This is a genomic window from Rhodococcus sp. BUPNP1 (assembly GCF_002215235.1).
Taxonomy (GTDB): Bacteria; Actinomycetota; Actinomycetes; order Mycobacteriales; family Mycobacteriaceae; genus Rhodococcus.
Window position 1 is genome coordinate 1 of record NZ_NERM01000041.1, and the last position, 22,438, is coordinate 22,438.

Genomic DNA, 22,438 nt, shown 5'->3' on the forward strand with positions numbered 1-22,438 from the left:
GACGACGTCCTCGTCGCACTGCGTCTCGCCCCGGTGTCCCCGCGCAAGGTCACCATGGTCGTCGACACCTCCACCTCCATGGGTGCCCCCGCCGGTGACGGCACCCACCTCACCGCCACCGCAGGTGCTGTGCGCGAGGCCATGCGCCGCGCCTCCATCAACTCGGTGATGGGCATGTACGTCTTCGCCGACACCCCAGAGGGGCACCGCGTCGCCGTGATCCGTGACGGCCTCACCGAGTCCAAGCGCGCGGCGATGTCCTCGATCCTCGACGACATCGACCTCGTCGACCGCGAACCCGTCTACGCCACCCTCACCGCCGCCTACCGTGACGCCGTCGACAACTACGACCCGGGCCGACCCAACTCCGTGCTCGTCGTCGTAGACAGCGACGACCCCGACGAGGCGGCCGCCCGCGACCTGCGCGCCGCGATCGACGAACTCTCGTCCCCTGCAACCCCCGTGCGGATCGACGTCGTCGTCCTCGGCGACCGCACCGACCCCGTCCTCGAGCAGGCCGCCGAGGCCACCGACGGCAGCCTCACCGTCGTCGACACCACCGACCCGGCCGACCTCACCGACCTCCTCCGAAAGCTGACGTCCTGACCGTGCTCCGACTTCTCGTCGTGGGGGTCTTCCTCGCCCTCCTCACCTACCTGCTGCATCGACGACTCGTCCGGGCACCCGGCCTGCCGCGTCCTGCCGCCCTCGCCGCCGCCCTCGTCCTGGCGGCGATGTTCGTGCTCACGCTCGTTGCCTCCGGGGTGGGCACGGTGCTCGACCCCGCTTGGGCCCGTCCCTTCGGGTTCCTCGGCTGGAGCTGGCTCGCCGTGGTGCTGTACCTGATGCTCGGTCTCCTGCTCATCGGAGCGGGGTTGCTCGTCGCCCGCCTCGCCCGGCGCGGACGCCCCGGGCCGACCACCGACGAGACCCCGCGACGGGGGCTGCGCATCGCGACCGCCGTGCTCGTCGTCGCCGCGGTCGCCGCCGTCGGATACGGCACGGTCGAGGCCGACCGGCCGCGGATCGTCACCGTGCCCGTCGCCCTGCAGGACCTGCCCGCAGGCTTCGACGGCGCCCGCATCGCGCTCGTCACCGACCTGCACGTCGGACCCGCCCGCGGCGCCGACTTCGTGCAACGCGTCGTCGACCTCGTCGCCGAAGAGCAACCCGACCTGATCGTGCTCGGCGGCGACCTCGCCGACGGCACCGTCGAACTCGTCGGCTCCGACCTCGAGCCGCTCCGGCAGCTGCAGGCCCCGCTCGGGGTGTACGGCGTCAGCGGCAACCACGAGTACTACTCCGACGACGCCGAATCATGGCTCGACCACTGGGAGACCCTCGGTGTACGCGCCCTGCGCAACGAGCACGTCGTCCTCGAACGCGACGGCGACGTCGTCGCGCTCGCCGGCGTCCACGACTACACCGCCACCGAACCCCACCACCCCGACATGCCCGCCGCCCTCGACGGCATCGCGGACGGTACCCCGGTGATCCTCGCAGCCCACCAGCCCCGGCACGTCGACGAGGCCCGCGAACTCGGAGTCGACCTGCAACTGTCCGGGCACACCCACGGCGGGCAGATGTGGCCGCTGCGACCGTTCGTCTCCCTCGCCAACCCCACCGTCACCGGACTCGACCGCTTCGGCGACACGCAGATCTACACGTCCCAGGGCACCGGCGCGTGGGGACCGCCCGTGCGGGTCGGCACCCCACCGGAGATCTCCATCCTCGAGCTGACCGCCGCGAACTGACGTCCCTTCGCTCTGGGACGTGGTGAGTTGTGTTGTTAACGGGGAAGCATTCTGTATTTCTATGGTTTCCGTCCGGTTCGGAGTTACCCAACCGATGAAGATGGCCGACGGACGGGTCCGTCGGCCATCCCCGGCGTCAGCCGCTGTACGCCTCCAAGGGCGGGCACGAGCACACCAGATTCCGGTCGCCGTGTGCGCCGTCGATACGCCGCACCGCCGGCCACACCTTGGCCCGGCTCTTCCCCATCGGGAACACCGCGATCTCCCGCGAGTACGGGTGGTCCCACTCGCCCACCAGGCATTCCGCGGTATGCGGAGCCCCACGCAGCGGGTTGTCGTCCACCGGCCACTCCCCTGCCCCGACCCGGTCGATCTCACCGCGGATCGAGATCATCGCCTCGATGAACGCGTCGAGTTCGGCGATGTCCTCGCTCTCGGTGGGCTCGACCATGAGGGTGCCGGCCACCGGGAAGCTCATCGTCGGCGCGTGGAAACCGTAGTCGGCCAGACGCTTCGCGACGTCGTCGACCGTCACCCCCGTCGCCTTCGTCAGCGGACGCAGATCGAGGATGCACTCATGGGCGACCATGCCGGTCTCCCCCGTGTACAGCACCGGGAAGTACTCGTCGAGACGACGGGCGATGTAGTTGGCCGACGCGATCGCCGTCAGCGACGCGCGACGCAGTCCCTCGGCACCCATCATCTTGATGTACGCCCAGGTGATCGGCAGGATCGACGCCGACCCGTAGGGCGCCGCCGAAACCGGTCCCGCTCCCCCGAGTCCGGGCTCCGCGGGGTGGCCCGGCAGGTACGGGGCCAGATGCGAGCGGACCCCGATCGGGCCGACACCCGGACCGCCACCACCGTGCGGGATGCAGAACGTCTTGTGCAGGTTCAGGTGGCTCACATCGCCCCCGAACCTGCCCGGCCGCGCCAGACCCACCAGCGCATTGAGGTTGGCGCCGTCGATGTACACCTGACCGCCGGCGTCGTGCACGGCACCGCAGATGTCGGCGATGTCGTGCTCGTAGACACCGTGGGTGGACGGGTAGGTGATCATGATCGCGGCCAGGCGCGCACCGTGGTCGACGATCTTGGCGCGCAGGTCGTCGAGATCGACGTCGCCGTTCGGGCGGCACGCGACGACCTCGACACGCATGCCCGCCATCACGGCGGATGCGGCGTTGGTGCCGTGCGCGCTCGACGGGATCAGGCAGATGTCCCGATCGGTGTCGCCGCGGTCGAGGTGGTAGTGACGGATTGCGAGCAGACCCGCGTACTCGCCCTGGCTGCCGGCGTTGGGCTGCAGGCTCACGGCGTCGTACCCCGTCACCGCGGCGAGCCAGCCCTCCAGGTCGGCGATCAGACGGCGGATGCCGGCCGTCTGGTCCGCCGGAGCGAACGGATGCAGACCCGCGAACTCGGGCCAGGTGATGGCCTCCATCTCGGCGGCGGCGTTGAGCTTCATCGTGCACGAGCCCAGCGGGATCATCGTCCGGTCGAGGGCGAGGTCCTTGTCGGACAGGCGCCGCAGATACCGCATCATCGCGGTCTCGGTGCGGTAGCGGGTGAACGCCTCGTGCTGCAGGAACTCGCTGGTGCGGGCCAGGGCCTGCGGCAGCGCCGTTCCCCCGGCGGCCTCACCGGCGGTGACACCGAAGGCGCCCAGGATCGCATCCACGTGCGCCGCGGTGGTGGCCTCGTCGCACGAGATCGACACGTGATCGTCGTCGACCCGGTACAGGTTGATGCCGGCCTCGAGGGCGGCGGCGAGCACGGCGTCGGCGCGCCCCGGCACGCGCACGAGGACGGTGTCGAAGAACTCGTCGTGGACGACCTCGACGCCACCGGCGCGCAGACCGTCGGCGAGTCGACGGGCGTGCCCGGCCACGCGGCGGGCGATGCCGGTGAGGCCTTCGGCGCCGTGATACGAGGCGTACATGGCCGCGAGCACGGCGAGGAGCACCTGGGCGGTACAGATGTTGCTGGTGGCCTTCTCACGGCGGATGTGCTGCTCACGGGTCTGCAACGCGAGGCGGTAGGCCGGGTTGCCGTCCGCGTCCACCGAGACACCGACGAGACGGCCGGGCAGGGTGCGGGTGTGGGCGCTGCCGACGGCGAGGTAGCCGGCGTGCGGCCCACCGAAGCCCATCGGCACACCGAACCGCTGGGTGGTGCCGAAGCACGCGTCGGCGCCCTGCTCCCCGGGCGGGGTGATCAGGGTCATGGCCAGCAGGTCGGCGCCGACGGCGACGAGCGCGCCGCGGTCGTGGGCGGCCGCGATGATCGGAGCGGCGTCGATGATGCGTCCCGAGGCGCCGGGCACCTGGAGGATCACACCGAAGAACTCACCTTCGGGCAGTCCGTCGGCGGCGAGGTCGGCGGTGACGATCTCGATGCCGAGCGGTTCGGCGCGGGTCGCCAGCACCGCGGCGGTCTGCGCGAACAGGTCGGCGTCGACGACCAGGCGGGGGCTCTTGGACTTGCGGTTCGCGCGGCGCAGCAGGGTCATCGCCTCGGCGGCGGCGGTGGCCTCGTCGAGCATCGACGAGTTCGCGATCTCCATGCCGGTCAGGTCGGCGACCATGGTCTGGAAGTTCAGCAGCGCCTCGAGGCGTCCCTGGCTGATCTCCGGCTGGTAGGGGGTGTAGGCCGTGTACCAGGCGGGGTTCTCGATGATGTTGCGCAGCAGCACGGGCGGTGTGAGCGTGTCGTAGTAGCCGTGACCGATCATCGACGTCGCCACGGTGTTCTGCGACGCGAGTGCCTTCAGTTCGGCGAGTACGTCGTGCTCGGAGCGGGGCGCGTCGAGGACGTCGAGGCCGGTCGGCACATTGTCTGCTCGGTCGTCGAGGATGGCGGCCGGCACCGCGGCGGTGGCGAGGGCGTCGAGCGAATCGACTCCGACGACGTCGAGGATCCGGTTCAGGCCGGCGGTGTCGGGGCCGATGTGGCGATCGGCGAAGTTCGAGGTGACGGCATCTGTCATCGCAGCTCCCGGGCTGGTCGGCGAGGTCCACGTGCGCGCGGTCGCGCGAGGTGGTTCCTCCCCCTCTGTCGTGAGCTCGCGGGGCGAGCGCCTGAGAGATTCGGCCGGCCAGAGCCTTTCCCCGTGGGCGGGCGGGTGCTCCCACCGCTTTCCAGAGACGTCGGAGCTCACGCGGTCCCGGTTGCCTGAGAGATTGACGGGGAGGTGCTGCTCCTTCGGCGCCCGGCTCGGTGTCCGGGTCTCTCCCGCGTGATGGCGACGCGCCTTCGAGTCTAGAACACGGCGCGGGGGTCGAAATACCGCAGGTGCGGAAAGCGCCGCAGGCGGTGGAGTGGAGCGGTCATGTGGTCGGCCGATGCGGCCTCGGTGGTGGGGTCAGCCGATGCGGCGGTTGATGCGTTCGCGGCGACGCGACGCGAGTTCGTCCTCGGGGCGTTCCTCGACGCCACCGCCGTCGGCGCGTTCGGCGGGGAAATCGGCGATGCTGCCGGTGAGCTCGCGCATCGCGCCGCTCACCGCGATCCCGAAGACGCCCTGCCCGCCCTGGAGCAGGTCGACGACCTCTTCGGGCGACGTACATTCGTAGACGGTGGTGCCGTCGGAGAAGAGGGTGATCTTCGCGAGGTCGCCCACCCCGCGGCTGCGGAGATGGTCGACGGCGACGCGGATGTTCTGCAGCGAGACGCCGGTGTCGAGCAGGCGCTTGACGATCTTGAGGACGAGGATGTCCTTGAACGAGTACAGCCGTTGGCTACCGGAGCCGGCGGCCCCGCGGATGGACGGTACGACCAGATTCGTGCGGGCCCAGTAGTCGAGCTGGCGGTAGCTGATCCCCGCGATCTGGCAGGCGATGGGCACGCGGTAGCCGACGAGCTCGTCGGGTACCGAGTTGTCCGGAAACAGGCCCGGTTGGATCTCGTCGGTCTCGTTCGTCCGCGGCGCCGGATTCGAGCGATCGCCGGAATCGACGCCGAGTGGCTGTCCCTTCGTCCGATCTCGCACTACTGACTCCCTCTCGCGCGCCCAGTTCTGCCTCGCAACGATCGATTGGCGGATCCCCCCGACCACATCCGATCATCGAGCGCTCCCAGGCTCACCGAGTCATCCCTGGCGGATCAACTCAGCGTACGCTCCGGTGTTGGGCGCTGGGCTGCAACACGCCGACCGGAAGGCAACGTTCGACATTACTACCGTTACGGCCGACGCGCGCGTCAACGCTCGCCGCCGTGCGAACGGACGGCGTTCAGCCGTCCGTCGCCTTGAAATCGTCGGGCGAGACGGAATCGAGGAACTCCTTGAACTTCTCGACCTCGTCCTCCCGTTCGTCGGGCATGACCAGTCCTGCCTCGGTGAGCACCGGTTCCTCGACGTGGACCGGCGCGCCGATGCGCAAGGCCACCGCCACCCCGTCGGAGGGCCGGCAGGACACGCGCATCCCTCCGTCGAAGACCAGATCCGCGTAGAACGTCCCCTCACGCAGGTCGACGATGCGCACCTCGCGCAGGTTGTGACCGAACGCCTCGAGGAGGTTCTTGATCAGGTCGTGGGTCAGCGGTCGTGCCGGTTCGACCCCCTGCTGTTCGAGGGCGATGGCGGTCGCTTCGTTCTGCCCGATCCAGATCGGCAGATACCGATCGCCGTCGACCTCCCGCAGCAGGAGGACAGGCTGGTTCTGCGGCTGTTCGATACGAATCCCTACTATCCGCATCTCGCTCATCGCGATGCCTCCGTCCTGCTGCTCGTCGGTGGTGGGACCACCCGACAGGTACTGCCTGGAATTCTAGTGTCCTCCAGCGCATCCGTCAGGTGCCGTAGGTCACCACCCGACGGAGGGCCGTGGACGCGATCGGCGACGAGTTCGTCGCCTCAGCGGTCGAGTGCCCCCTGCACCGCCGCCTTCACCAGGCAGGTGTGCAATGTCAACGACAGTGCGGCCAGTTCGCGCACCATCTCCTCGGCGCGCTGCCGCGCCCCCGCGTCGCGGCCCTTCGCGATCGGGCCGGCGATCTGCGCGACGAGCGCGGCCTCGCGGTCGGCGGCGAGCTTGAACGCCCGCAGGTGCCGAACCTCGAGACCGAACTCCGCCATCGCCTTCGCCGTGCGGGCGAGCAGCACCGCGTCCTCGTCGAAGAAACCGGCCGGGCCCGGCTTGACCAGACCCGCCCCCACCAGCTCGGTGAGGAAGGCCGCGTCGATCCCGGCACGGGTGCACAGATCGTCGCGGCTGACCCGGATCTCGCGGTCGGTGCGCAGATCCTCCGGCGAGACTTCCCCGCGGGCGACCGCCAGCGGGCGCGGCCGGGTGATCCGGGTCTCGACCGATCCCACCGTGGCGGCGCCGCGGTCGATCGCCTCGAGCTGCTCCTTGATCACCTTGAGCGGAAGGTACTGATCGCGTTGCGCGGTGAGCACGTACCGCAGACGCTCGCAGTCGGCGATCGAGAAGCGTCGGTAGCCCGAGGGGGTGCGTTCCGGGCTGATCAGTCCCTCGGCCTCGAGGAACCGGATCTTCGAGATCGTCACGTCCGGGAATTCCGGACGCAGGCGGTCGAGCACCGACCCGATCGACATTCCGGCCGGCGCCGGCTGGCGGGCCGCGGTCATCAGCTACCTGCGCCCTGGTTACCTCGCGGACCGGTCAAGAACACCAGCCGGAACTTGCCGATCTGCACCTCGTCGCCGTTCGCGAGGACGGCGGAGTCGACCGGCTCGCGGTTGACGTAGGTGCCGTTGAGGCTTCCCACGTCGACGACCTGGAATTCGCCCTCGTCCTGGCGGAACTCGGCGTGCCGACGGCTGACGGTCACGTCGTCGAGGAAGATGTCGCTGTCGGGATGCCGGCCCGCCGAGGTGGTGGGCTGGTCGAGCAGGAAGCGCGATCCTGCATTGGGCCCCCGCTTGACGACCAGCAGCGCCGATCCGGCGGGCAGGCCCTCGACACCCGAGACGGGCGCTTCGGTGGTGGCCGAACCTGCGCCTTCCACTTCGTTCAGGAAGTCGGCGCGAAATACCGAAGTGGTCTCTGCAGGAGTCTCCTCGTAGCCCGCGTTGCCGTTCTCGCTCACCGTTTCTCCTTATCCGTTCGACCACCCGGGTGATCCCGGGCGGTCGCTGATTCGTTCGCCCCGTTCAGGTCCGACACGGCACACGCCATATCCGACCGTACCCCGCGCGGGGGTACTGACGCAGACAGTCGCGGTCACGTTACCTGTCGGGTCCGTCAGCCTTCCGTGATCCCGCGGTAACCTTCCGCGTCGAGCGTCTCCGCGAGGGCCTCGTCGAGGGCGCTCTCGCTGCCGACCTCCACGTCGACGAGCCAGCCCTCCTCGTACGGGCTGCTGTTCACCAGTTCGGGATTCGCGTCGAGTTCCGTGTTGACGGCGGTCACCTTCGCGGTCAGCGGCGCGAACACGTCCGACACGCTCTTGGTGGACTCGACCTCTCCGAAGGACTCACCGGCGGCGATCTCGGCGCCCGCCTCGGGCAGCTGCACGAAGACCACGTCGCCGAGTTGGGACTGTGCGTAGTCGGTGATCCCGATGCGCACGGTCGTCGCGCCCGTCCTGCGCACCCACTCGTGCTCGGGGGTGTACCGCAGATCCTCGGGTGTCGCGAAATCGGTCAAGACTGGTCCTTTCGGAGACGACGTTCGACCGGAACGTCGGATTCAGTTACCGGGCTGAGAGTATTGGCGTGGCTCGATCTCCCGCAAGGCGGACACCTCCACCTGCGGAGACTGTTCCACGGACAATGATCCGCCCGCACGGGCGACCGTGTCGACCACTCCGCCGGGAATGTTCAACGCGGCGGCGAGAGTCGGTCCGTCGCCGATGGCGGTGACGGTGTACGGAGCGTCGAGTCCGCGGTCGTCGACGACGATGTCACCGCCCGGTCCGGTGACCCACGAATCGACCCCGATGCGCACGGTCTCGCCGTTCGCCCCGGCGATCTGCATCGTGTCGGCACCCGCCGCGCGCAGCTCCTGGATCATGTCGAGCAGCACCTCCGATCCGACGCCCTCGCGCGGATCGTCGACGGTGAGAACCACTCCGGGCCCGGTGGCGGGTTCGGTGCCGAGTTGCACCGACAGCGTGAACAGGCGCGTGCGGGCTTCCTCGAGTGCCGCTTCCGAGCCTTCCTGTTCGAGACTCGAGAGGGTGCGCTCGAGTTCGGTGATCTCCTGGCGGAGAGCGGCTTCGCGGCGGTTGAGGTTGTCGAGCAGCACGAGCAGGTCCGCAGGGCGCGCCGAGTCGAGGTCGTCGCCGGTGTCGGTCGTGCGCACCTGGGTGGCGATACCGGCGCCGAGCAGGACGACGAGAATCGCCGCGAGGACGAGGAAGACGCGTTGCGAGCGGGTGGTGCGGCTCGCGTCGGACCCGGCGGTGGTCTCGTCGCCCGCGCCGGCGCCGGTCTCGGGCGTGGTACCGGTGTCGCGCGTGGGGCCGGGTTGTTGCGGTTCGGTCACGGTCAGGCTCCGAACAGGCGACGACGTAGGGCGGCAGCGTTTCCGAAGATGCGGATGCCGAGGACGACGATGACTGCGGTCGACAGCTGGGTGCCCACCCCGAGCTGGTCACCGAGCCACACGATCAGTGCGGCGACGAGGACGTTGAAGACGAACGACACCACGAACACCTTCGCGTCGAAGATGTCGTCGAGATAGGCGCGCAGCCCACCGAAGACCGTGTCGAGCGCGGCGACCACCGCGATGGGCAGGTAGGGCTGCACGACGTCGGGTACCTGTGGGCTGAACACGATTCCGGCGCCGATCCCGATCGCCAGTGCGAGCACCGCGTAGAGCGCGTGACCGTGTTCGAGTCGCTTCACCTGTACCCCGTTTCTCCGCTGCTGCCGAGCTTCCGGACCGTGGCGGCCGGAAACTCGAGATCGTCCTCCTCGACGAGGGTGAATCCCACCCCGTAGAGCTGTTGGATCCCCGCGATGCGCAGGTAGGCGTCGCTGACGACGAAGGACGTCTGCAGCCGGGACGGAGAACCCACCGCCGAGACCGTGTACGGGGAGAATACGGGCCGGTTGTCGACGAGCATCGCTCCCCCGGCCTGCCGGATGGTGACGCCGGGACCAACCCGCACGCCACCGACCTCGACGGCCTCCGCACCGGCCGCCCACAGGGCGTTGACGACCGATTGCAGGTCGCGGTCGAGGACGAGCGCGGTGGGCCGGTCCTCGAGTCGTGCCGCATCCGACAGGTTCGGTCGCGCGGCGGGTTCGGTGAGGGTGACCGTGATCCCCGGACCACGCACCGGTGTTGCTGCGGCTGCGGTCTCGGCGTCGCGGAGTCGGTCGAGGATGGTCGCGCCGTCGCCTCCGTCGGAGAACAGGGCGGTGCGTCGTTCGTCGACCGCGGCACCGAGTTCGTCCCGCTGGGCAGTGAGCGCGGCGATGCGTTCGTCCCCTGCCCGAAGGGAGTCGAGGATCTCGGCGCGGGTGCTGTCGGTGCCGGCCTGCACGTCGGCGTTCTGCGCGTACGCGACGCCGATCACGAGGCCGGCGAGGAGAACTCCGCCGCCGAGCCACGCGCGCGACGCGCGCGGAGAGGTGCTCGAGCGCCCTGCCGCCCGGTCCGCGGCGGACGCGGCGTAGCCGGGGTCGAGATGATCCTCGAGGAGCGACTTCAGGAGCGAGGGCACCGGATTGCGCCGGATGCGTTCCCATGCGCGGCTCATCGGATCACCGCCCGGCCGGCACGATCCGTGCCGTCACGACGGCCTGCCCGAGGTACAGCAGGCCGGTCCACACGTACAGCACGGTCCCCCAGATCAGGGCAGCCCAGCCGAGCGGGCCGGTGATCGGCTCCGAGGCGGGCACCGCGACCGCCCCGAGCATCAGCGGCAGTGCGCACATGAGCAGGAAGGTGGCGCCCTTGCCGAGGTACAGCACGTCCGGCGGGGGCAGTTCCCGGCGCCGGTAGACGGCCAGGGTCGGGGCCAGGACGAGTTCGCGGCCGACGAGGATCACCGCGATCCACCAGGGCACGATGTCGCGCGCCACGAGGGCGACGAGGGTGGCCACGATGTAGAGGCGGTCGACGGCGGGATCGAGAAGGGCGCCGAGTCGGGAGGTCTGGTCGAGCAACCGGGCGAGTTTGCCGTCGGCCCAGTCGGTGATACTGCTCGCGGCCAGCAGGATCAGCGCCCAGACATCGGCGTGGGCGACGAGGACGAGATAGAGGAAGACGGGCACACCCAGCAGTCGGACGAAGCTGAGGACGTTCGGCACGGTGAGGATGCGGTCCGATCCGCGCGCGTCGGCGGTTCCGGTCGCATCGGTCATGGTGGGCCGCTCCGTGTTCTCGTGAGGTCGTTCTCGTGGTGCCCCGCCGGAGTTCCGTTCGGGCACGGAGTCCAGCCTTCCACAGCCGCGCGACCGGAGATTCCGGGGTGTCAACGCCAGGCGAAGACCGGCTGCTCGAGACCGTCGATGCGCGTGGCCCGCCGGCGCAGCACGACCTCGCGGAACTGGTAGACCACCGCGGCGGTCGGTGCGTGCACGAGGTGACCGCGGAAGGGCCACTGGATCACCGGCTTGTCGGATTCGGGGATGGTGACGAAGCGCGGATCGACGTCGAGTTCGTCGGTGGTGACGGCGAAGAGCACGTCGACCTCGTCGGGGCTGGGCTTCAGATCGGTCACGGCGGTGTCCGACCACACGACGAACGGCGACATGACGTAACCGGAGCGCGTGATGTAGTCGTCGAGCCGGCCGAGCACGGCCTCGGGGCCGAGGTCGAGTCCGAGTTCCTCGTGCAACTCGCGCAAGGCGGCCTCCTCGGCCTGCTCCCCCTCGTCCAGACGCCCGCCCGGCAACGCGAACTGGCCGGGATGCGCCCGCAGACGCGTGGGGCGCCGCGTGAGGGGCATGACGGGGTTGCCGTTCCCGTCGTCGAGCACCGCCACGACGACGGCTGCGTGCCGGCGGCCGTCGAGCGGCAGTCGGCGCGAGTCGAACGCGTCCAGCGCGTCGCGGACGTTGTCTCGGTCGAGAGGATGAGCAGCGGGCATGGGTCGACAGTAGTTCGTCACAATCGCACCGGCGGTTCGGCGCATGTCTTGGCCGGTGTCGGTGGTGCCGATCCCGAGGAGAGGAATTCTGGATATTCTTGGTTTCCGTACCGTCCGGATTATCTGCGTGGGTGGGAGTTCTCCGTACACGGATCCCCACCCGCGGTCATAGTGGGAGCCGACGGAAAGGAGCTCGATGAACGACGTGCCCGCTGGCCTCGACCTCGATGCGCTCGATGCCTATCTGCAGACCTCCGCCCCCGACCTGTTCTCCGGTCCCCTCCGCGCGCGCCTGATCAGCGGCGGGCGCTCGAATCTCACCTACGAGGTGACCGACGGTGACCGGCGGCTGGTGCTGCGCCGTCCCCCACTCGGACACGTCCTCGCGACGGCACACGACATGGCTCGCGAGTACCGCGTCATCTCCGCGCTCGCCGGCACCGCGGTACCGGTCCCCCGCTCGTACCTGCTGTGCGAGGACGATTCGGTGCTCGGCGCGCCCTTCTACCTCATGGATCTGGTCGTGGGGACGCCCTATCGCACCGCGGAGGAACTCGAACCGCTCGGCGCCGAGCGCACGCGCGTGATCTCCGAGCGGATGGTCGACACCCTGGCCGCCCTGCACGCGGTGGACCCGGCCGCCGTGGGACTCGAGGACTTCGGCCGACCCCAGGGCTTCCTCGAGCGGCAGGTGCGGCGCTGGACCACCCAGCTCGAGAACTCGCACAGCCGGGACCTCGACGGCGCCGACGAGCTTCACCGGCTGCTCGTCGACAATCTGCCGGGCGACGGCGAGGTGGGTATCGTGCACGGCGACTACCGGCTCGACAACGTCCTCGTCGACGACGACGACAAGGTGGTCGCGGTGCTGGACTGGGAGATGGCCACGATCGGCGATCCCCTCACCGATGTGGCGTTGCTGCTGGTCTACCAGCGGCTGGCGCGGGAGAACACGGAATTCCCCGTCTCGACGGTGTCCCGCGCTCCGGGCTTCCTCGGCGACGACGAACTGCTCGCGCGGTACGAGGCCGCCGGTGGACGCGACCTGTCGGACATGGCGTTCCACCTCGCCCTGGCCTACTACAAGCTCGCGGTGATCCTCGAAGGCATCTACTTCCGGTTCCGTCAGGGCAAGACGGTCGGCGAGGGGTTCGAGGAACTCGGCCGCGGCGTCGAGCCGCTGTTGCACGCCGGTATCGATGCGCTGAAGAGTCGGAAGAGTTGATCGCGCGACCGTTGTCGTAGCCGCTCGGTACGCTCCGCTCATGCCGCATCCGGTGATGTTCGACAAGGCGGATCCCCTGCTCGCTCGTGTGCGCTCGCTCGCGCTGGCCCTGCCCGGCGCCTCCGAGAAGATCTCGCACGGCCGTCCGTTCTTCTCCACCCGGACGGCCTTCGCGGTCTACGGAGGCGGCGAGAAGGGCACCCGCGCACCGTTTCCCCGTTCCCTCCTCGTCAAGCCCGACGAGGAGGAGCGCCGCGCGCTGCTCGAGGAACCCCACACCTATGTGCCGATGTATTTCGGGCCGTCCGGGTGGGTCGGGTACGACCTCTCCCGTCCGGAGGTGGACTGGGACGAGGTCGCCGAACTGCTCGACATGTCCTATCGGCAGACCGCGCCACCGAAACTGGTGCGCGAGCTCGACGCCCGCCTCGGCTGACGGGCGCCGAGCGGCGCGGGTTCAGCCCTGCTGGTCGCCGATGCTGACCATCCACGACACGCCGAAGCGGTCGGTGCACATGCCGAACAGATCGCCCCAGGGGGCACGTTCGAGCGGCATGTCGACGCGACCGCTGTCGCTCAGCGCGTCCCACCAACCCCGGAGCACGCTCTCGTCGTCCCCGCTGAGCGACAGCGAGAAGTTCGTACCGGGCGTGTAGTCCATGCCGTTCGGGGTGTCCGAGGCCATGAGCACGAAGCCGCGGTCTGTGGTGAGCATCGAGTGCATCACCTTGTCGTCCTCGCTCGGATCCTGCGAGGCGTTCATGTCCGCGAACCTGCTCACCGTCAGTTCGCCGCCGAACACCGACCTGTAGAACTCCATGGCCTCGCGTGCGGAATCGCGGAATGCGAGATAGGGATTGAATCGTGTGGTCATCGTGGTCCTTTCCCGGGTGCCGCAGGGCACGGATGGTGCCGCACGGAGAGTGACCATCCGCCGACGCATTTCTCATCGTGGACGGTGCGCACCGGATCCGGGAGCGTTCGGCGCGATCCGTGTCAGGAGACCGCCACTGTGGCGCCGGCGTACTCGGGCCGGTCGATCAGGTCGGCCGGCACGCGCCCGACCGCACGTCGCGGGACCGCTCACGACGAGACGTCGCTGTCGGAAACCGTTGCCTCGTCGTCGTCACCGTCGGTGAGGTTCACCGGTTGCACGATGGTCCAGTCGAGGTCGCTGGAGCGCGCACGAGGGCGTCCTGCCCGTGCACGGCACGTTCGATATCCGAGTCACGGACGGCGTCGCCCGTCACGACCGTGACGGGGTTGACGCCGGGGTCGGTGCGTACCGCTGCGCCGTCGACGGCCGGATGAGTCCTCGGCAGAGACGAGAAAACCCCTTCCGACCGAAGTCGGAAGGGGTTTTCGCTGTCGGGCTGACAGGATTTGAACCTGCGACCACTTGACCCCCAGTCAAGTGCGCTACCAAGCTGCGCCACAGCCCGTCCGCGCTCTCTCCGAGCGCTCTCAGAGATTACAACAGGAACGGACCGAAACACTAATCGGCTGGTCAGCGCGTTTTCACGACCGGGCGTCGGGAGCTCACTTGCGGCGGTCGCGCTTCTCCCGCACGCGCACCGAGATCCGCACGGGACTGCCGTCGAAGTTGAACTCCTCACGCAGGCGACGTTCGAGGAAGCGGCGGTAGCCGGCCTCGAGGAAGCCCGTGGTGAACAGCACGAAGGTCGGCGGCCGAGTGGCCGCCTGGGTGGCGAACAGCACCCGGGGCAGACGACCGCCGCGCATCGGCGGCGGGGTCGCGGCCACGACCTCCTTGAGCCAGGAGTTCAGGCGTCCGGTCGAGATGCGCTTGTCCCACGACTCGAGGGCGGTCTCCATGGCCGGGACGAGCTTCTGCACGGCGCGACCGGTCTTGGCAGAGATGTTCACCCGCGACGCCCACGGCACCCGCAACAGGTCGCGGTCGATCTCGCGGCCGAGTTCGTAGCGGCGGTCCTCGTCGACGAGATCCCACTTGTTGAAGGCGATCACCAGGGCGCGACCGGACTCGACGACCATCGTGATGACCCGCTGGTCCTGCTCGGTGATGGGCTGCGAGGCGTCGATGAGCAACACCGCCACCTCGGCCGCGTCGATCGCACCCCGCGTGCGCAGGGAGGCGTAGAACTCGGCGCCGGACGCGCTGTTGACGCGCTTGCGCAGACCGGCGGTGTCGACGAACCGCCACGGCTTGCCGCCGAGCTCGACGATCGAGTCCACCGGGTCGACGGTGGTGCCGGCGATGTCGTGCACCACCGACCGCTCGTCGCCGGCGAGTTTGTTGAGCAGGCTCGACTTGCCGACGTTCGGCTTGCCCACCAGTGCGACGCGGCGAGGCCCTTCCCCACCGGTGCCCTCGCGGGGCGTGGCCGGCAGCTTGGCGAGCAGCTCGTCGAGCAGGTCACCGGTTCCGCGGCCATGGGTGGCCGACACCGAATAGGGCTGGCCGAGTCCGAGGGACCACAGTGTCGCGGCCTCGGATTCGACGCGGTCGTCGTCGACCTTGTTCGCCACGAGCAGCACCGGTGTCTTGGACCGGCGCAGCACCTTCGCGACGGCCTCGTCGACGCTGGTGGCGCCCACGGTGGCGTCGACGACGACGAGGATCGCGTCGGCGGTGCGCATCGCGACCTCCGCCTGACGGGCCACGGACTGCTGCATGCCCTTCGCGTCGGGTTCCCATCCGCCGGTGTCCTGCACCATGAATCGACGGCCGTTCCACGACGCCTCGTACGAGACGCGGTCGCGGGTGACGCCCGGGACGTCCTCGACGACGGCTTCACGTCGGCCGATGATGCGGTTGACCAGGGTGGACTTGCCGACGTTCGGTCGGCCGACCACGGCGACGGTCGGGACCGGGACGAACTCCTCGAGGTCGCCGCCCTCGGCGAACTCGATGTCCCAGTCGCCTTCTTCCGACCAGGTGCCGTCGCCGTCGAACCCGGTGTAGTCGGTGCTCAGGTCGTCGCTCACAGCTTCGCTCCAGTCTGCTCGGCGACCACCGCGAGCAGCGCGGCGATCACCTCGTCGATGTTCATGTCGCTGGTGTCCACGACGACCGCATCGTCCGCCGCGCGCAGCGGGGACACCGCGCGGGTGGAGTCGAGGTGGTCGCGGCGCTGCACCGCGGCGAGGACCGCCTCGTAGTCGTCGCCGCGACCCTCGGCGATGTTCTGGTTGTTGCGCCGGTGCGCGCGGGCCTCCGCCGAAGCGGTGAGGAAGATCTTCACGTCCGCGTCGGGGAAGACGACCGTGCCGATGTCGCGTCCTTCGATCACCACGCGGTGCTCGGCGCGGCCGAGACGCTGCTGGGCCTCGACGAGCAGGGTGCGCACCTCGGGCACGGCGGAGACCGCGGAGACCGCGGCCGTGACCTCGGCACCGCGGATGATCTCGCGCACGTCGTCCCCGTCGAGGCGGATGTCCTCGACGGTGGGGTCGGTGCCGATCGACCACGGCAGGTCGGCGGTGACCGCGGCGATCGCGACCGGATCGGTCAGATCGGTGCCGCGGCGCAGGGCGTGCAGCGTCGCGATGCGGTACATCGCGCCGGTGTCGAGATAGGCGGCACCGAGATGCTGCGCGAGACGCTTGGAGACGGTGGACTTGCCCGTGCCGGACGGTCCGTCCATCGCGACGACCAACGCGTCGGCCGGTGCGGCGGTCACAGCTTCACCGCCTGGTACAGGCCCCCGACCTCGTTGCGGCCGAGGACACGGAGGGTGCCGGGACGCTGGTCGCCGAGCGCCACGGGACCGATGTTGGTGCGCACGAGCCGGATCACGGGGAAACCGACCGCATCGAGCAGGCGTCGCACGATGTGCTTGCGGCCCTCGTGCAGCACGAGCCGCACGAGCGACTGCCCCTCGTGGACCTCGAGCAGCGAGAACTCGTCGACGGAGGCGGGTCCGTCCTCCAGTTCGATGCCGGCCTTGAGCTGCTTGCCGACGCCGCGGGCGAGCACACCCTTGACGGTCGCCAGGTAGGTCTTGGGGACCTCGAAGGACGGGTGCATCAGCCGGTGCGCGAGTTCGCCGTCGTTGGTGAGCAGCAGCAGACCCTCGGTGTCGGCGTCGAGACGACCGACGTGGAACAGGCGCTGCCCGGCGGCGACGCGTTCGGAGACGATGTCACCGACGCAGGGACGGCCGAGATCGTCGGACATCGTGGACTGCCAGCCGCGGGGCTTGTTCAGCACGAGGTGCACGAGATCCTTGTTGATGACGACGCGGACGCCGTCGACCCGGATCACGGCGTTCTCCGGGTCCACGCGCAGGCCCTGCTCGACGACGATGTTGCCGTCGACCTCGACGCGACCCGCGGCGATGAGTTCCTCGGCGGCGCGACGTGAGGCGACGCCGGCCTGGGCAAGCACCTTCTGCAACCGCACGCCTTCACCGGCGGGCAGCTGGGTGGGGCCGGCTTCGCGATGCTGGTGACGCGCGGGGCGGGCGTTGCTCACGGTCGGAACGACGCGCTGCGCCGCGCGCTTGGCGGCAGGCTTGGAGGGCTTGCCGGTCGAGGTTCCCTTGCGGTGCGGTTTGCGACCGGCGGCCGGCTGTGCGGGATTGCGGCCTCCGGCCGACTGGGCCGGTTTGCGACCTGCAGCCGACTGGCCGGGAGTGGCCCGGCGATCGGAGCGGGGTGAGTCGGTGCGCTCCCCCGAACGGGGAGCCCCTGCGCGCCCCGAACGGGGAGCTTCTGTACGTCCGCTGGAGCGAGGCGCTTCGGTGCGTCCTCCGGAACGCGGTGCTTCGGTGCGTCCTCCGGAACGCGGTGCGTCCGCGCGTCCCGAGCGGGATCCCCCGGTGTTGCGCGTGTTCGCGCTGCGGGGATTGTTTCTTCTACGGTCCGGTGTGCCATCACGGCGAGCGGGTGTATTCACTTGGTTCCTGTCAGTTCTCTGGATCGAACTCCGCGGGCGAGAGAGTCTCGGGACGCGCGTTCCTACCCATTCTCTCAAATCGTGGGTCCGACTCGAGACTGTCGGCGATGTCGTCGATCACATCGACATCGGGCAGAAGCGGCGCAACGGGCGGCAGATCCTGCAGAGATGCCAGGCCGAGGCGTTCGAGGAACAGCTCCGTGGTGACGTAGAGCGTGCCGCCGGTCTCCGGATCCGTGCCCGCCTCGGCGATCAGATCCCGTGCGAGCAGGGTGCGCATCACCCCGTCGACGTTGACGCCACGCACGGCACGGACACGGCTGCGGGTGACCGGTTGCCGGTAGGCGATCACGGCGAGCGTCTCGAGTGCGGCGCGGGTGAGCTTGGTGCGCGCGCCACCCTGCAGCAGCTTCTCGACGTAGGGCGCGAAATCGCGGCGCGTGTAGAAGCGCCAGCCGTCGCCGGCGAACCGCAGGTCGATGCCGGATCCGCGCGCGGTGAGGTCCTGTGCGAGACGCCGCAGCGCGGTCTCGGCGCGGACGGCGGTGACCCCGATGGCGGTCGCGAGCTGCTCGGTCGGCGCCGGGGTGTCGACGACGAGCAACAGTGCCTCGAGTGCCGCAGTGAGTTCGTCGTCGGCGATCTCGAGAAGTTCACCGTCCCACGCGCGTTCCGGCGCAGCAGTGGCTTCGTCACGTTCCCGCGCGGTGTCGTCCGTGCTCCCCGGCTCAGCGTCACTCTCGGGCGCAGCGTCGTCCGCGTGATCCCGCGCGACGGTGTCGTCGCTCACCCGTAGTCCTCCTCGAAATCGATGGCCTCCCCGTCGGTTTCCCCCGTCCACGCGACCTGCAGGTGTCCGAGCGGGTCGGGTTGCTCGAAAGTGACAGCGCGTTCGCGGTAGAGCTCGAGCAGCGCGAGGAACCGGGCGACGACGAGCAGTCCGAGATCGCAGTCGGCGACGAGCTCGTCGAATCCGACCCAGACCCCGGCGCCGCGGGCACGCAGCAGACCGAGGATGTGGGCGGCCTGTTCGGGAACCGACACCTTCGGGGTGTGCAGGTGGTCGAGGCCGACGGTCGGTGGTGGCTTGGGCCGGAACGCCGCGGCCGCGATCTCGGCGAAGCGGTGCGCGTCGACGCCGAGCACGACCTCCGGTACGAGATTCTCGTAGCACTCCTCGAGCGACACCGCGCGCGGATAGCGGCGCAGGGCCGCGGCCTCGAGGGCGGCGAACTGTTCGGCGATCTGCTTGTACGCCCGGTACTGCAGCAGACGCGCGAACAGCAGGTCGCGCGCCTCGAGCAGGGCAAGGTCCTCGGGGTCGTCGACCTCACCGGCGGGCAGCAGCCGGGCGGCCTTGAGGTCGAGCAGGGTCGCGGCGACGACCAGGAACTCGGTGGTCTGGTCGAGGCCGAGTTCGGGGCCGAGTTTGCGGGTGTAGGCGATGAAGTCGTCGGTGACCTCGTGAAGCGCTACCTCGGTGACGTCGAGGCGACGCTGCGAGATGAGGGTGAGCAGCAGGTCGAACGGGCCCTCGAAGTTGCGCAGGCGCACATGGAAGCCCGAGGTGGTCTCCTCGACCTCCGGCCGGTCCGGTTCGGTGGGTTCCTCGAGGACCACCGCGTCGACCTCCACATCGGGTGCCGTGCCGGTGTCCGCCGAGTCCTGGACGGGAGCATGCACGGGGCTCAGCGACCGCTCCGGTGGATCACTTCCCGCGCGAGGGCGCGGTACGACTCGGCGCCGGCAGAGGTGGGCGCCCAGCGGGTGATGGGTTCGCCGGCGACGCTGGTCTCGGGGAACTTGACGGTGCGGTTGATGACGGCGTCGTAGACGAGATCGCCGAAGACCTCCACGACCCGCGACATCACCTCACGTCCGTGCAGGGTGCGCTGGTCGAACATCGTGACGAGGATGCCGGCGACGGTCAGCTTCGGGTTGAGCCGGTCGCGGACCTTGGCGACGGTGTCGTTGAGCAGCGCCAGGCCGCGCAGGCTGAAGAACTCGCATTCCATGGGGATGAGCACCGAGTCGGCGCACGCGAGCGCGTTGACGGTGAGCAACCCCAGCGACGGCTGGCAGTCGACGAGGATGTAGTCGTAGCGGTCGAGCATCGGGTACAGGGCGCGGCCCAGGGCCTGTTCGCGGCCGACCTCGGAGACGAGCTGAATCTCGGCCGCCGACAGGTCGATGTTGCTCGGCAGCAGGTCGAGGCCCTCGACGTGGGTGCGCACGAGCACGTCGTCGGTGGACACCCGCGGTTCGACGAGCAGGTTGTGCACGGTGAGATCGAGATCGTGGTGGGCGACACCGAGTCCGGCGGACAGTGCGCCCTGCGGATCGAGGTCGACGAGCAGAACGCGGCGCCCGTACTCGGCGAGGGACGCCCCGAGGTTGATGGTCGAGGTGGTCTTGCCGACCCCGCCCTTCTGGTTGCACATCGCGATGATGCGGGCCGGTCCGTGAGTGGACAACGGCACCGGTTCTGGGACGGGACGGCGTGGCCGGCCGGTCGGTCCGAGATCGGGCTCGGCGGCGGTTCCGGCGCTGGTGGTCGGCTCGGTGGTGGACGTTCTGTCGGTGTCCTCGCGGCCGTGTGCGTCGACCGGGACGGTGTTCGGCCGGAGGTGCTCCGGCTCCATGTACGTGGCGGGTGGCCGAGGTGTGCCCACGTTCGGTACTCCCCCTGTCTTGCGACCCAGATGTTCTCTCGTCGACCCGTCGGGTGACCCGGCGGCTCGTCCCCAGAACGCTACCGCTTCGTCGGCAGGATCACCGCACGGACACGCGTCCCCTGCGGAGTCGGTCATCGTGCCCGCGGATGCGCCTGCGCCCATACCTCGCGAAGGGCACCGGCGGTGACCAGGGTGTATATCTGCGTGGTCGTCACAGAAGCATGCCCCAGTAACTCCTGCACCACGCGTACGTCGGCGCCACCGTCGAGCAGGTGCGTCGCGAAGGAGTGCCGCAGCGTGTGTGGCGACACCCCGACGTCGACTCCGGCGCGTTCTGCGGCGGTCTGCAGCACCTTCCACGCGCTCTGCCGCGACAGGCGACCGCCGCGCGCGTTGAGGAAGACCGCGGCCGTGCGACCGGTCGCCAGAGCGGGTCGTCCCCGCACGAGATAGGCGTCGAGCGCGCCGAGCGCCGGACGTCCGACCGGGACGAGCCGCTGTTTGCCGCCCTTGCCGCGCAGCAGCACGGTGCGTGATTCGGTGTCGATGTCGTCGACGTCGAGTCCGACGGCCTCGGAGATGCGGGCGCCCGTGGAGTACAGCAGCTCGAGCAGGGCGCGGTCGCGCAGGCTGCGGGGTCCGTCGGCATCGGGGGCGGCGGCGTCGAGGATCGCGGTGACCTGGTCGACGGTCAGCGCCTTGGGCAGGCGACGCCCGGGCGCCGGGGGTTTGACGGTGCGGGCGACGTCGATCGGGGTCTGTCCTTCGGCGGCGGCGAAGCGGTGCAGGCCGCGCACGGCGATCAGGGCGCGGGCGGCCGAACTCGCCGCCAGCGCCGGGCGGTTGCGTTCCGGGTCTCCGCGGCGCAGGCTCGCGGCGAAGTCGCTGATGTGGTGTTCGTGCACGTCGGCGAGGTCGCCGATGTGGATGTCGGTGAGGTGTTCGACGTAGCGCAGCAGGTCGCGGCGGTAGGAGGCGAGGGTGTTCGCCGCGACCCCCCGTTCGACGGTCAGGTGCGCGAGATAGGCGTCGAGTTGCCCGGTGAGTGTCGGGGACGGCTGCGGAACGACCTGTGTGGCGGGACGTTCCTCACCAGGCAGCACCGCTCACCCCTCCGCGCGCGTGCGGGCGAAGGTGGTGGGCCGGTCCGGCCACGGCGCGTCCGGTGCGCGGGTCGCGGTGCCCGTCGCGCGGGCGGTCGCGAACGCGAGGAGACCGGACACCGCGGTGGCATTGACGATCTCCCCTCGCAGCACCATCGCCACGGCCTCGTCGACCGGGACGCGGCGGACCTCGAGATCGGCCTCCTCGTGCTCGGGTTCGGGCCGGTCGACCTCGCTCAGGCCGCGGGCGGCGAAGACGCGCACGGCTTCGTCGGTGAATCCGGGTGAGAGCGCGATGTCGACGAGGAGTTCCCAGTCGGCGGCGGCCAGCCCGGTCTCCTCGGCGAGTTCGCGGCGGGCGGTGTCGAGGGGATCCTCCCCGGGTGCGTCGAGCAGCCCGGCGGGCAGTTCCCACAGTCGCCGGCCGAGCGGGTGCCGGTACTGGTGCACGAGCACCACCCGGTCCTGCTCGTCGACGGCCACCACCGCGACCGCGCCGTGGTGTTCGACCACTTCGCGTTCGGCGGTGTGCCCGTCGGGCATCGCCACGTCGTCGACGCGCAGCGACACGATGGCGCCCGTGTAGATCCGCCGGCTGTCCAAGGTGCGGAAGTCGTGTCGCTGCGCCATGTCGACTACTCGGCGTCGCCGGCGGTGGACGTCGACGCGGTCGAGCCGACCGATTCCTCGGAGGTGCTGTTCTCGCCGTGGATGTCGACCGGGAGCCGTTCGGCCGCCTTGTACTGCAGTGCCGCGGCGACGAGGCCGGAGAACAGCGGGTGCGGGCC

23 protein-coding genes, 1 tRNA gene, 1 pseudogene and 1 riboswitch are annotated in these 22,438 nt (G+C 69.8%); of the genes and pseudogenes, 4 read left to right on the forward strand and 21 right to left on the reverse strand.

The annotated features are described in order from the left end of the window. Positions 1–606, forward strand: a pseudogene (locus B9C99_RS23825) (hypothetical protein); the annotation flags it as partial. 2 nt (positions 607–608) lie between these two features. Further along, positions 609–1,754, forward strand: a complete 1,146-nt coding sequence (locus B9C99_RS23830) for a metallophosphoesterase (RefSeq protein WP_088899572.1) — start codon at positions 609–611, stop codon at positions 1,752–1,754. 136 nt (positions 1,755–1,890) lie between these two features. On the opposite strand, the gene gcvP is transcribed toward B9C99_RS23830, so the two are convergent. The 11 genes from gcvP to B9C99_RS23885 form a co-directional block, all read right to left on the reverse strand. Beyond that, on the reverse strand, positions 1,891–4,743 hold the full coding sequence (gene gcvP, locus B9C99_RS23835) for an aminomethyl-transferring glycine dehydrogenase (protein WP_088899573.1): 2,853 nt from the start codon (positions 4,741–4,743) through the stop codon (positions 1,891–1,893). A gap of 162 nt (positions 4,744–4,905) precedes the next feature. Then, positions 4,906–5,001: riboswitch (glycine riboswitch) on the reverse strand. A gap of 117 nt (positions 5,002–5,118) precedes the next feature. Continuing rightward, positions 5,119–5,745, reverse strand: coding sequence for a MerR family transcriptional regulator (locus tag B9C99_RS23840; protein WP_016694271.1), 627 nt, complete (start codon positions 5,743–5,745; stop codon positions 5,119–5,121). 241 nt (positions 5,746–5,986) lie between these two features. Continuing rightward, entirely contained in the window at positions 5,987–6,460 is a 474-nt protein-coding gene (locus B9C99_RS23845; RefSeq protein ID WP_059384135.1) for a bifunctional nuclease family protein, read from the reverse strand. 149 nt (positions 6,461–6,609) lie between these two features. Beyond that, entirely contained in the window at positions 6,610–7,347 is a 738-nt protein-coding gene (locus B9C99_RS23850) for a MerR family transcriptional regulator (protein ID WP_016694269.1), read from the reverse strand. Beyond that, positions 7,347–7,808 (reverse strand): glycogen accumulation regulator GarA, encoded by a 462-nt coding sequence (gene garA / locus B9C99_RS23855; protein WP_006552746.1) that lies wholly within the window; start codon positions 7,806–7,808, stop codon positions 7,347–7,349. Before garA ends, B9C99_RS23850 begins: the two co-directional genes overlap by 1 nt. A 155-nt stretch (positions 7,809–7,963) precedes the next feature. Then, on the reverse strand, positions 7,964–8,368 hold the full coding sequence (gcvH, locus tag B9C99_RS23860; protein ID WP_016694267.1) for a glycine cleavage system protein GcvH: 405 nt from the start codon (positions 8,366–8,368) through the stop codon (positions 7,964–7,966). A 42-nt stretch (positions 8,369–8,410) separates the two neighbouring features. After that, positions 8,411–9,208 carry a DUF881 domain-containing protein gene (locus B9C99_RS23865; RefSeq protein ID WP_088899574.1) on the reverse strand — a complete coding sequence of 266 codons (798 nt, stop codon included), beginning with the start codon at positions 9,206–9,208 and terminating at the stop codon, positions 8,411–8,413. 2 nt (positions 9,209–9,210) lie between these two features. After that, positions 9,211–9,570, reverse strand: coding sequence for a DUF1290 domain-containing protein (locus tag B9C99_RS23870; RefSeq protein ID WP_006552743.1), 360 nt, complete (start codon positions 9,568–9,570; stop codon positions 9,211–9,213). Then, entirely contained in the window at positions 9,567–10,430 is an 864-nt protein-coding gene (locus B9C99_RS23875) for a DUF881 domain-containing protein (protein WP_088899575.1), read from the reverse strand. The genes B9C99_RS23870 and B9C99_RS23875 overlap by 4 nt, the downstream gene beginning before the upstream one ends. A gap of 4 nt (positions 10,431–10,434) precedes the next feature. Further along, positions 10,435–11,037 (reverse strand): CDP-alcohol phosphatidyltransferase family protein, encoded by a 603-nt coding sequence (locus B9C99_RS23880; RefSeq protein ID WP_006552741.1) that lies wholly within the window; start codon positions 11,035–11,037, stop codon positions 10,435–10,437. A 110-nt stretch (positions 11,038–11,147) separates the two neighbouring features. Further along, entirely contained in the window at positions 11,148–11,765 is a 618-nt protein-coding gene (locus B9C99_RS23885) for a CoA pyrophosphatase (protein ID WP_033098314.1), read from the reverse strand. A 196-nt stretch (positions 11,766–11,961) separates the two neighbouring features. Here B9C99_RS23885 and B9C99_RS23890 point away from each other — a divergent pair, with 196 nt between their 5' ends. Then, a complete protein-coding gene (locus tag B9C99_RS23890) occupies positions 11,962–12,990 on the forward strand; it encodes a phosphotransferase family protein (protein WP_088899576.1) in 1,029 nt (342 codons plus the stop codon). Positions 12,991–13,030: 40 nt separating this feature from the next. Beyond that, the gene (locus B9C99_RS23895; protein ID WP_088899577.1) at positions 13,031–13,426 is read left to right on the forward strand and encodes an MmcQ/YjbR family DNA-binding protein; all 396 of its coding nucleotides are present in this window, start codon (positions 13,031–13,033) and stop codon (positions 13,424–13,426) included. Between the two features lie 21 nt (positions 13,427–13,447). On the opposite strand, the gene B9C99_RS23900 is transcribed toward B9C99_RS23895, so the two are convergent. The 10 genes from B9C99_RS23900 to B9C99_RS23945 all read right to left on the reverse strand — a co-directional run bounded on the left by B9C99_RS23900 (position 13,448) and on the right by B9C99_RS23945 (position 22,280). Next, positions 13,448–13,864 (reverse strand): VOC family protein, encoded by a 417-nt coding sequence (locus B9C99_RS23900; protein ID WP_033098316.1) that lies wholly within the window; start codon positions 13,862–13,864, stop codon positions 13,448–13,450. A 494-nt stretch (positions 13,865–14,358) separates the two neighbouring features. Next, positions 14,359–14,432, reverse strand: a tRNA-Pro gene (locus tag B9C99_RS23905). Positions 14,433–14,529: 97 nt separating this feature from the next. After that, positions 14,530–15,960 carry a ribosome biogenesis GTPase Der gene (gene der, locus B9C99_RS23910; protein ID WP_019289613.1) on the reverse strand — a complete coding sequence of 477 codons (1,431 nt, stop codon included), beginning with the start codon at positions 15,958–15,960 and terminating at the stop codon, positions 14,530–14,532. Then, positions 15,957–16,619, reverse strand: a complete 663-nt coding sequence (gene cmk / locus B9C99_RS23915; protein ID WP_088899582.1) for a (d)CMP kinase — start codon at positions 16,617–16,619, stop codon at positions 15,957–15,959. Before cmk ends, der begins: the two co-directional genes overlap by 4 nt. 32 nt (positions 16,620–16,651) lie before the next feature. Continuing rightward, complete coding sequence (locus B9C99_RS23920; RefSeq protein ID WP_253250188.1) at positions 16,652–17,872, reverse strand: pseudouridine synthase; 1,221 nt, start codon at positions 17,870–17,872, stop codon at positions 16,652–16,654. A 10-nt stretch (positions 17,873–17,882) separates the two neighbouring features. Further along, positions 17,883–18,515, reverse strand: coding sequence for an SMC-Scp complex subunit ScpB (gene scpB, locus B9C99_RS23925; RefSeq protein WP_088899583.1), 633 nt, complete (start codon positions 18,513–18,515; stop codon positions 17,883–17,885). Between the two features lie 143 nt (positions 18,516–18,658). Further along, positions 18,659–19,492: a ScpA family protein gene (locus tag B9C99_RS23930; protein ID WP_050993493.1), complete on the reverse strand. Its 834-nt coding sequence runs from the start codon at positions 19,490–19,492 to the stop codon at positions 18,659–18,661. A 68-nt stretch (positions 19,493–19,560) separates the two neighbouring features. After that, complete coding sequence (locus B9C99_RS23935) at positions 19,561–20,514, reverse strand: ParA family protein (protein WP_088899579.1); 954 nt, start codon at positions 20,512–20,514, stop codon at positions 19,561–19,563. A gap of 164 nt (positions 20,515–20,678) precedes the next feature. Beyond that, positions 20,679–21,650 carry a site-specific tyrosine recombinase XerD gene (gene xerD / locus B9C99_RS23940; protein WP_088899580.1) on the reverse strand — a complete coding sequence of 324 codons (972 nt, stop codon included), beginning with the start codon at positions 21,648–21,650 and terminating at the stop codon, positions 20,679–20,681. A 3-nt stretch (positions 21,651–21,653) separates the two neighbouring features. Further along, positions 21,654–22,280 (reverse strand): NUDIX hydrolase, encoded by a 627-nt coding sequence (locus tag B9C99_RS23945; RefSeq protein ID WP_088899581.1) that lies wholly within the window; start codon positions 22,278–22,280, stop codon positions 21,654–21,656. Between the last annotated feature and the right edge of the window lie 158 nt (positions 22,281–22,438).

Excerpts from the sequence above, each read along its gene's own strand:
- gcvP (WP_088899573.1), bottom strand. The coding sequence starts at position 4,743 with ATGACAGATGCCGTCACCTCGAACTTCGCCGATCGCCACATCGGCCCC.
- B9C99_RS23845 (WP_059384135.1), bottom strand. The coding sequence starts at position 6,460 with ATGAGCGAGATGCGGATAGTAGGGATTCGTATCGAACAGCCGCAGAAC.
- B9C99_RS23850 (WP_016694269.1), bottom strand. The coding sequence starts at position 7,347 with ATGACCGCGGCCCGCCAGCCGGCGCCGGCCGGAATGTCGATCGGGTCG.
- B9C99_RS23875 (WP_088899575.1), bottom strand. The coding sequence starts at position 10,430 with ATGAGCCGCGCATGGGAACGCATCCGGCGCAATCCGGTGCCCTCGCTC.
- B9C99_RS23880 (WP_006552741.1), bottom strand. The coding sequence starts at position 11,037 with ATGACCGATGCGACCGGAACCGCCGACGCGCGCGGATCGGACCGCATC.
- B9C99_RS23885 (WP_033098314.1), bottom strand. The coding sequence starts at position 11,765 with ATGCCCGCTGCTCATCCTCTCGACCGAGACAACGTCCGCGACGCGCTG.
- B9C99_RS23890 (WP_088899576.1), top strand. The coding sequence starts at position 11,962 with ATGAACGACGTGCCCGCTGGCCTCGACCTCGATGCGCTCGATGCCTAT.
- B9C99_RS23895 (WP_088899577.1), top strand. The coding sequence starts at position 13,031 with ATGCCGCATCCGGTGATGTTCGACAAGGCGGATCCCCTGCTCGCTCGT.
- B9C99_RS23900 (WP_033098316.1), bottom strand. The coding sequence starts at position 13,864 with ATGACCACACGATTCAATCCCTATCTCGCATTCCGCGATTCCGCACGC.
- cmk (WP_088899582.1), bottom strand. The coding sequence starts at position 16,619 with ATGGACGGACCGTCCGGCACGGGCAAGTCCACCGTCTCCAAGCGTCTC.
- B9C99_RS23935 (WP_088899579.1), bottom strand. The coding sequence starts at position 20,514 with ATGGAGCCGGAGCACCTCCGGCCGAACACCGTCCCGGTCGACGCACAC.
- B9C99_RS23945 (WP_088899581.1), bottom strand. The coding sequence starts at position 22,280 with ATGGCGCAGCGACACGACTTCCGCACCTTGGACAGCCGGCGGATCTAC.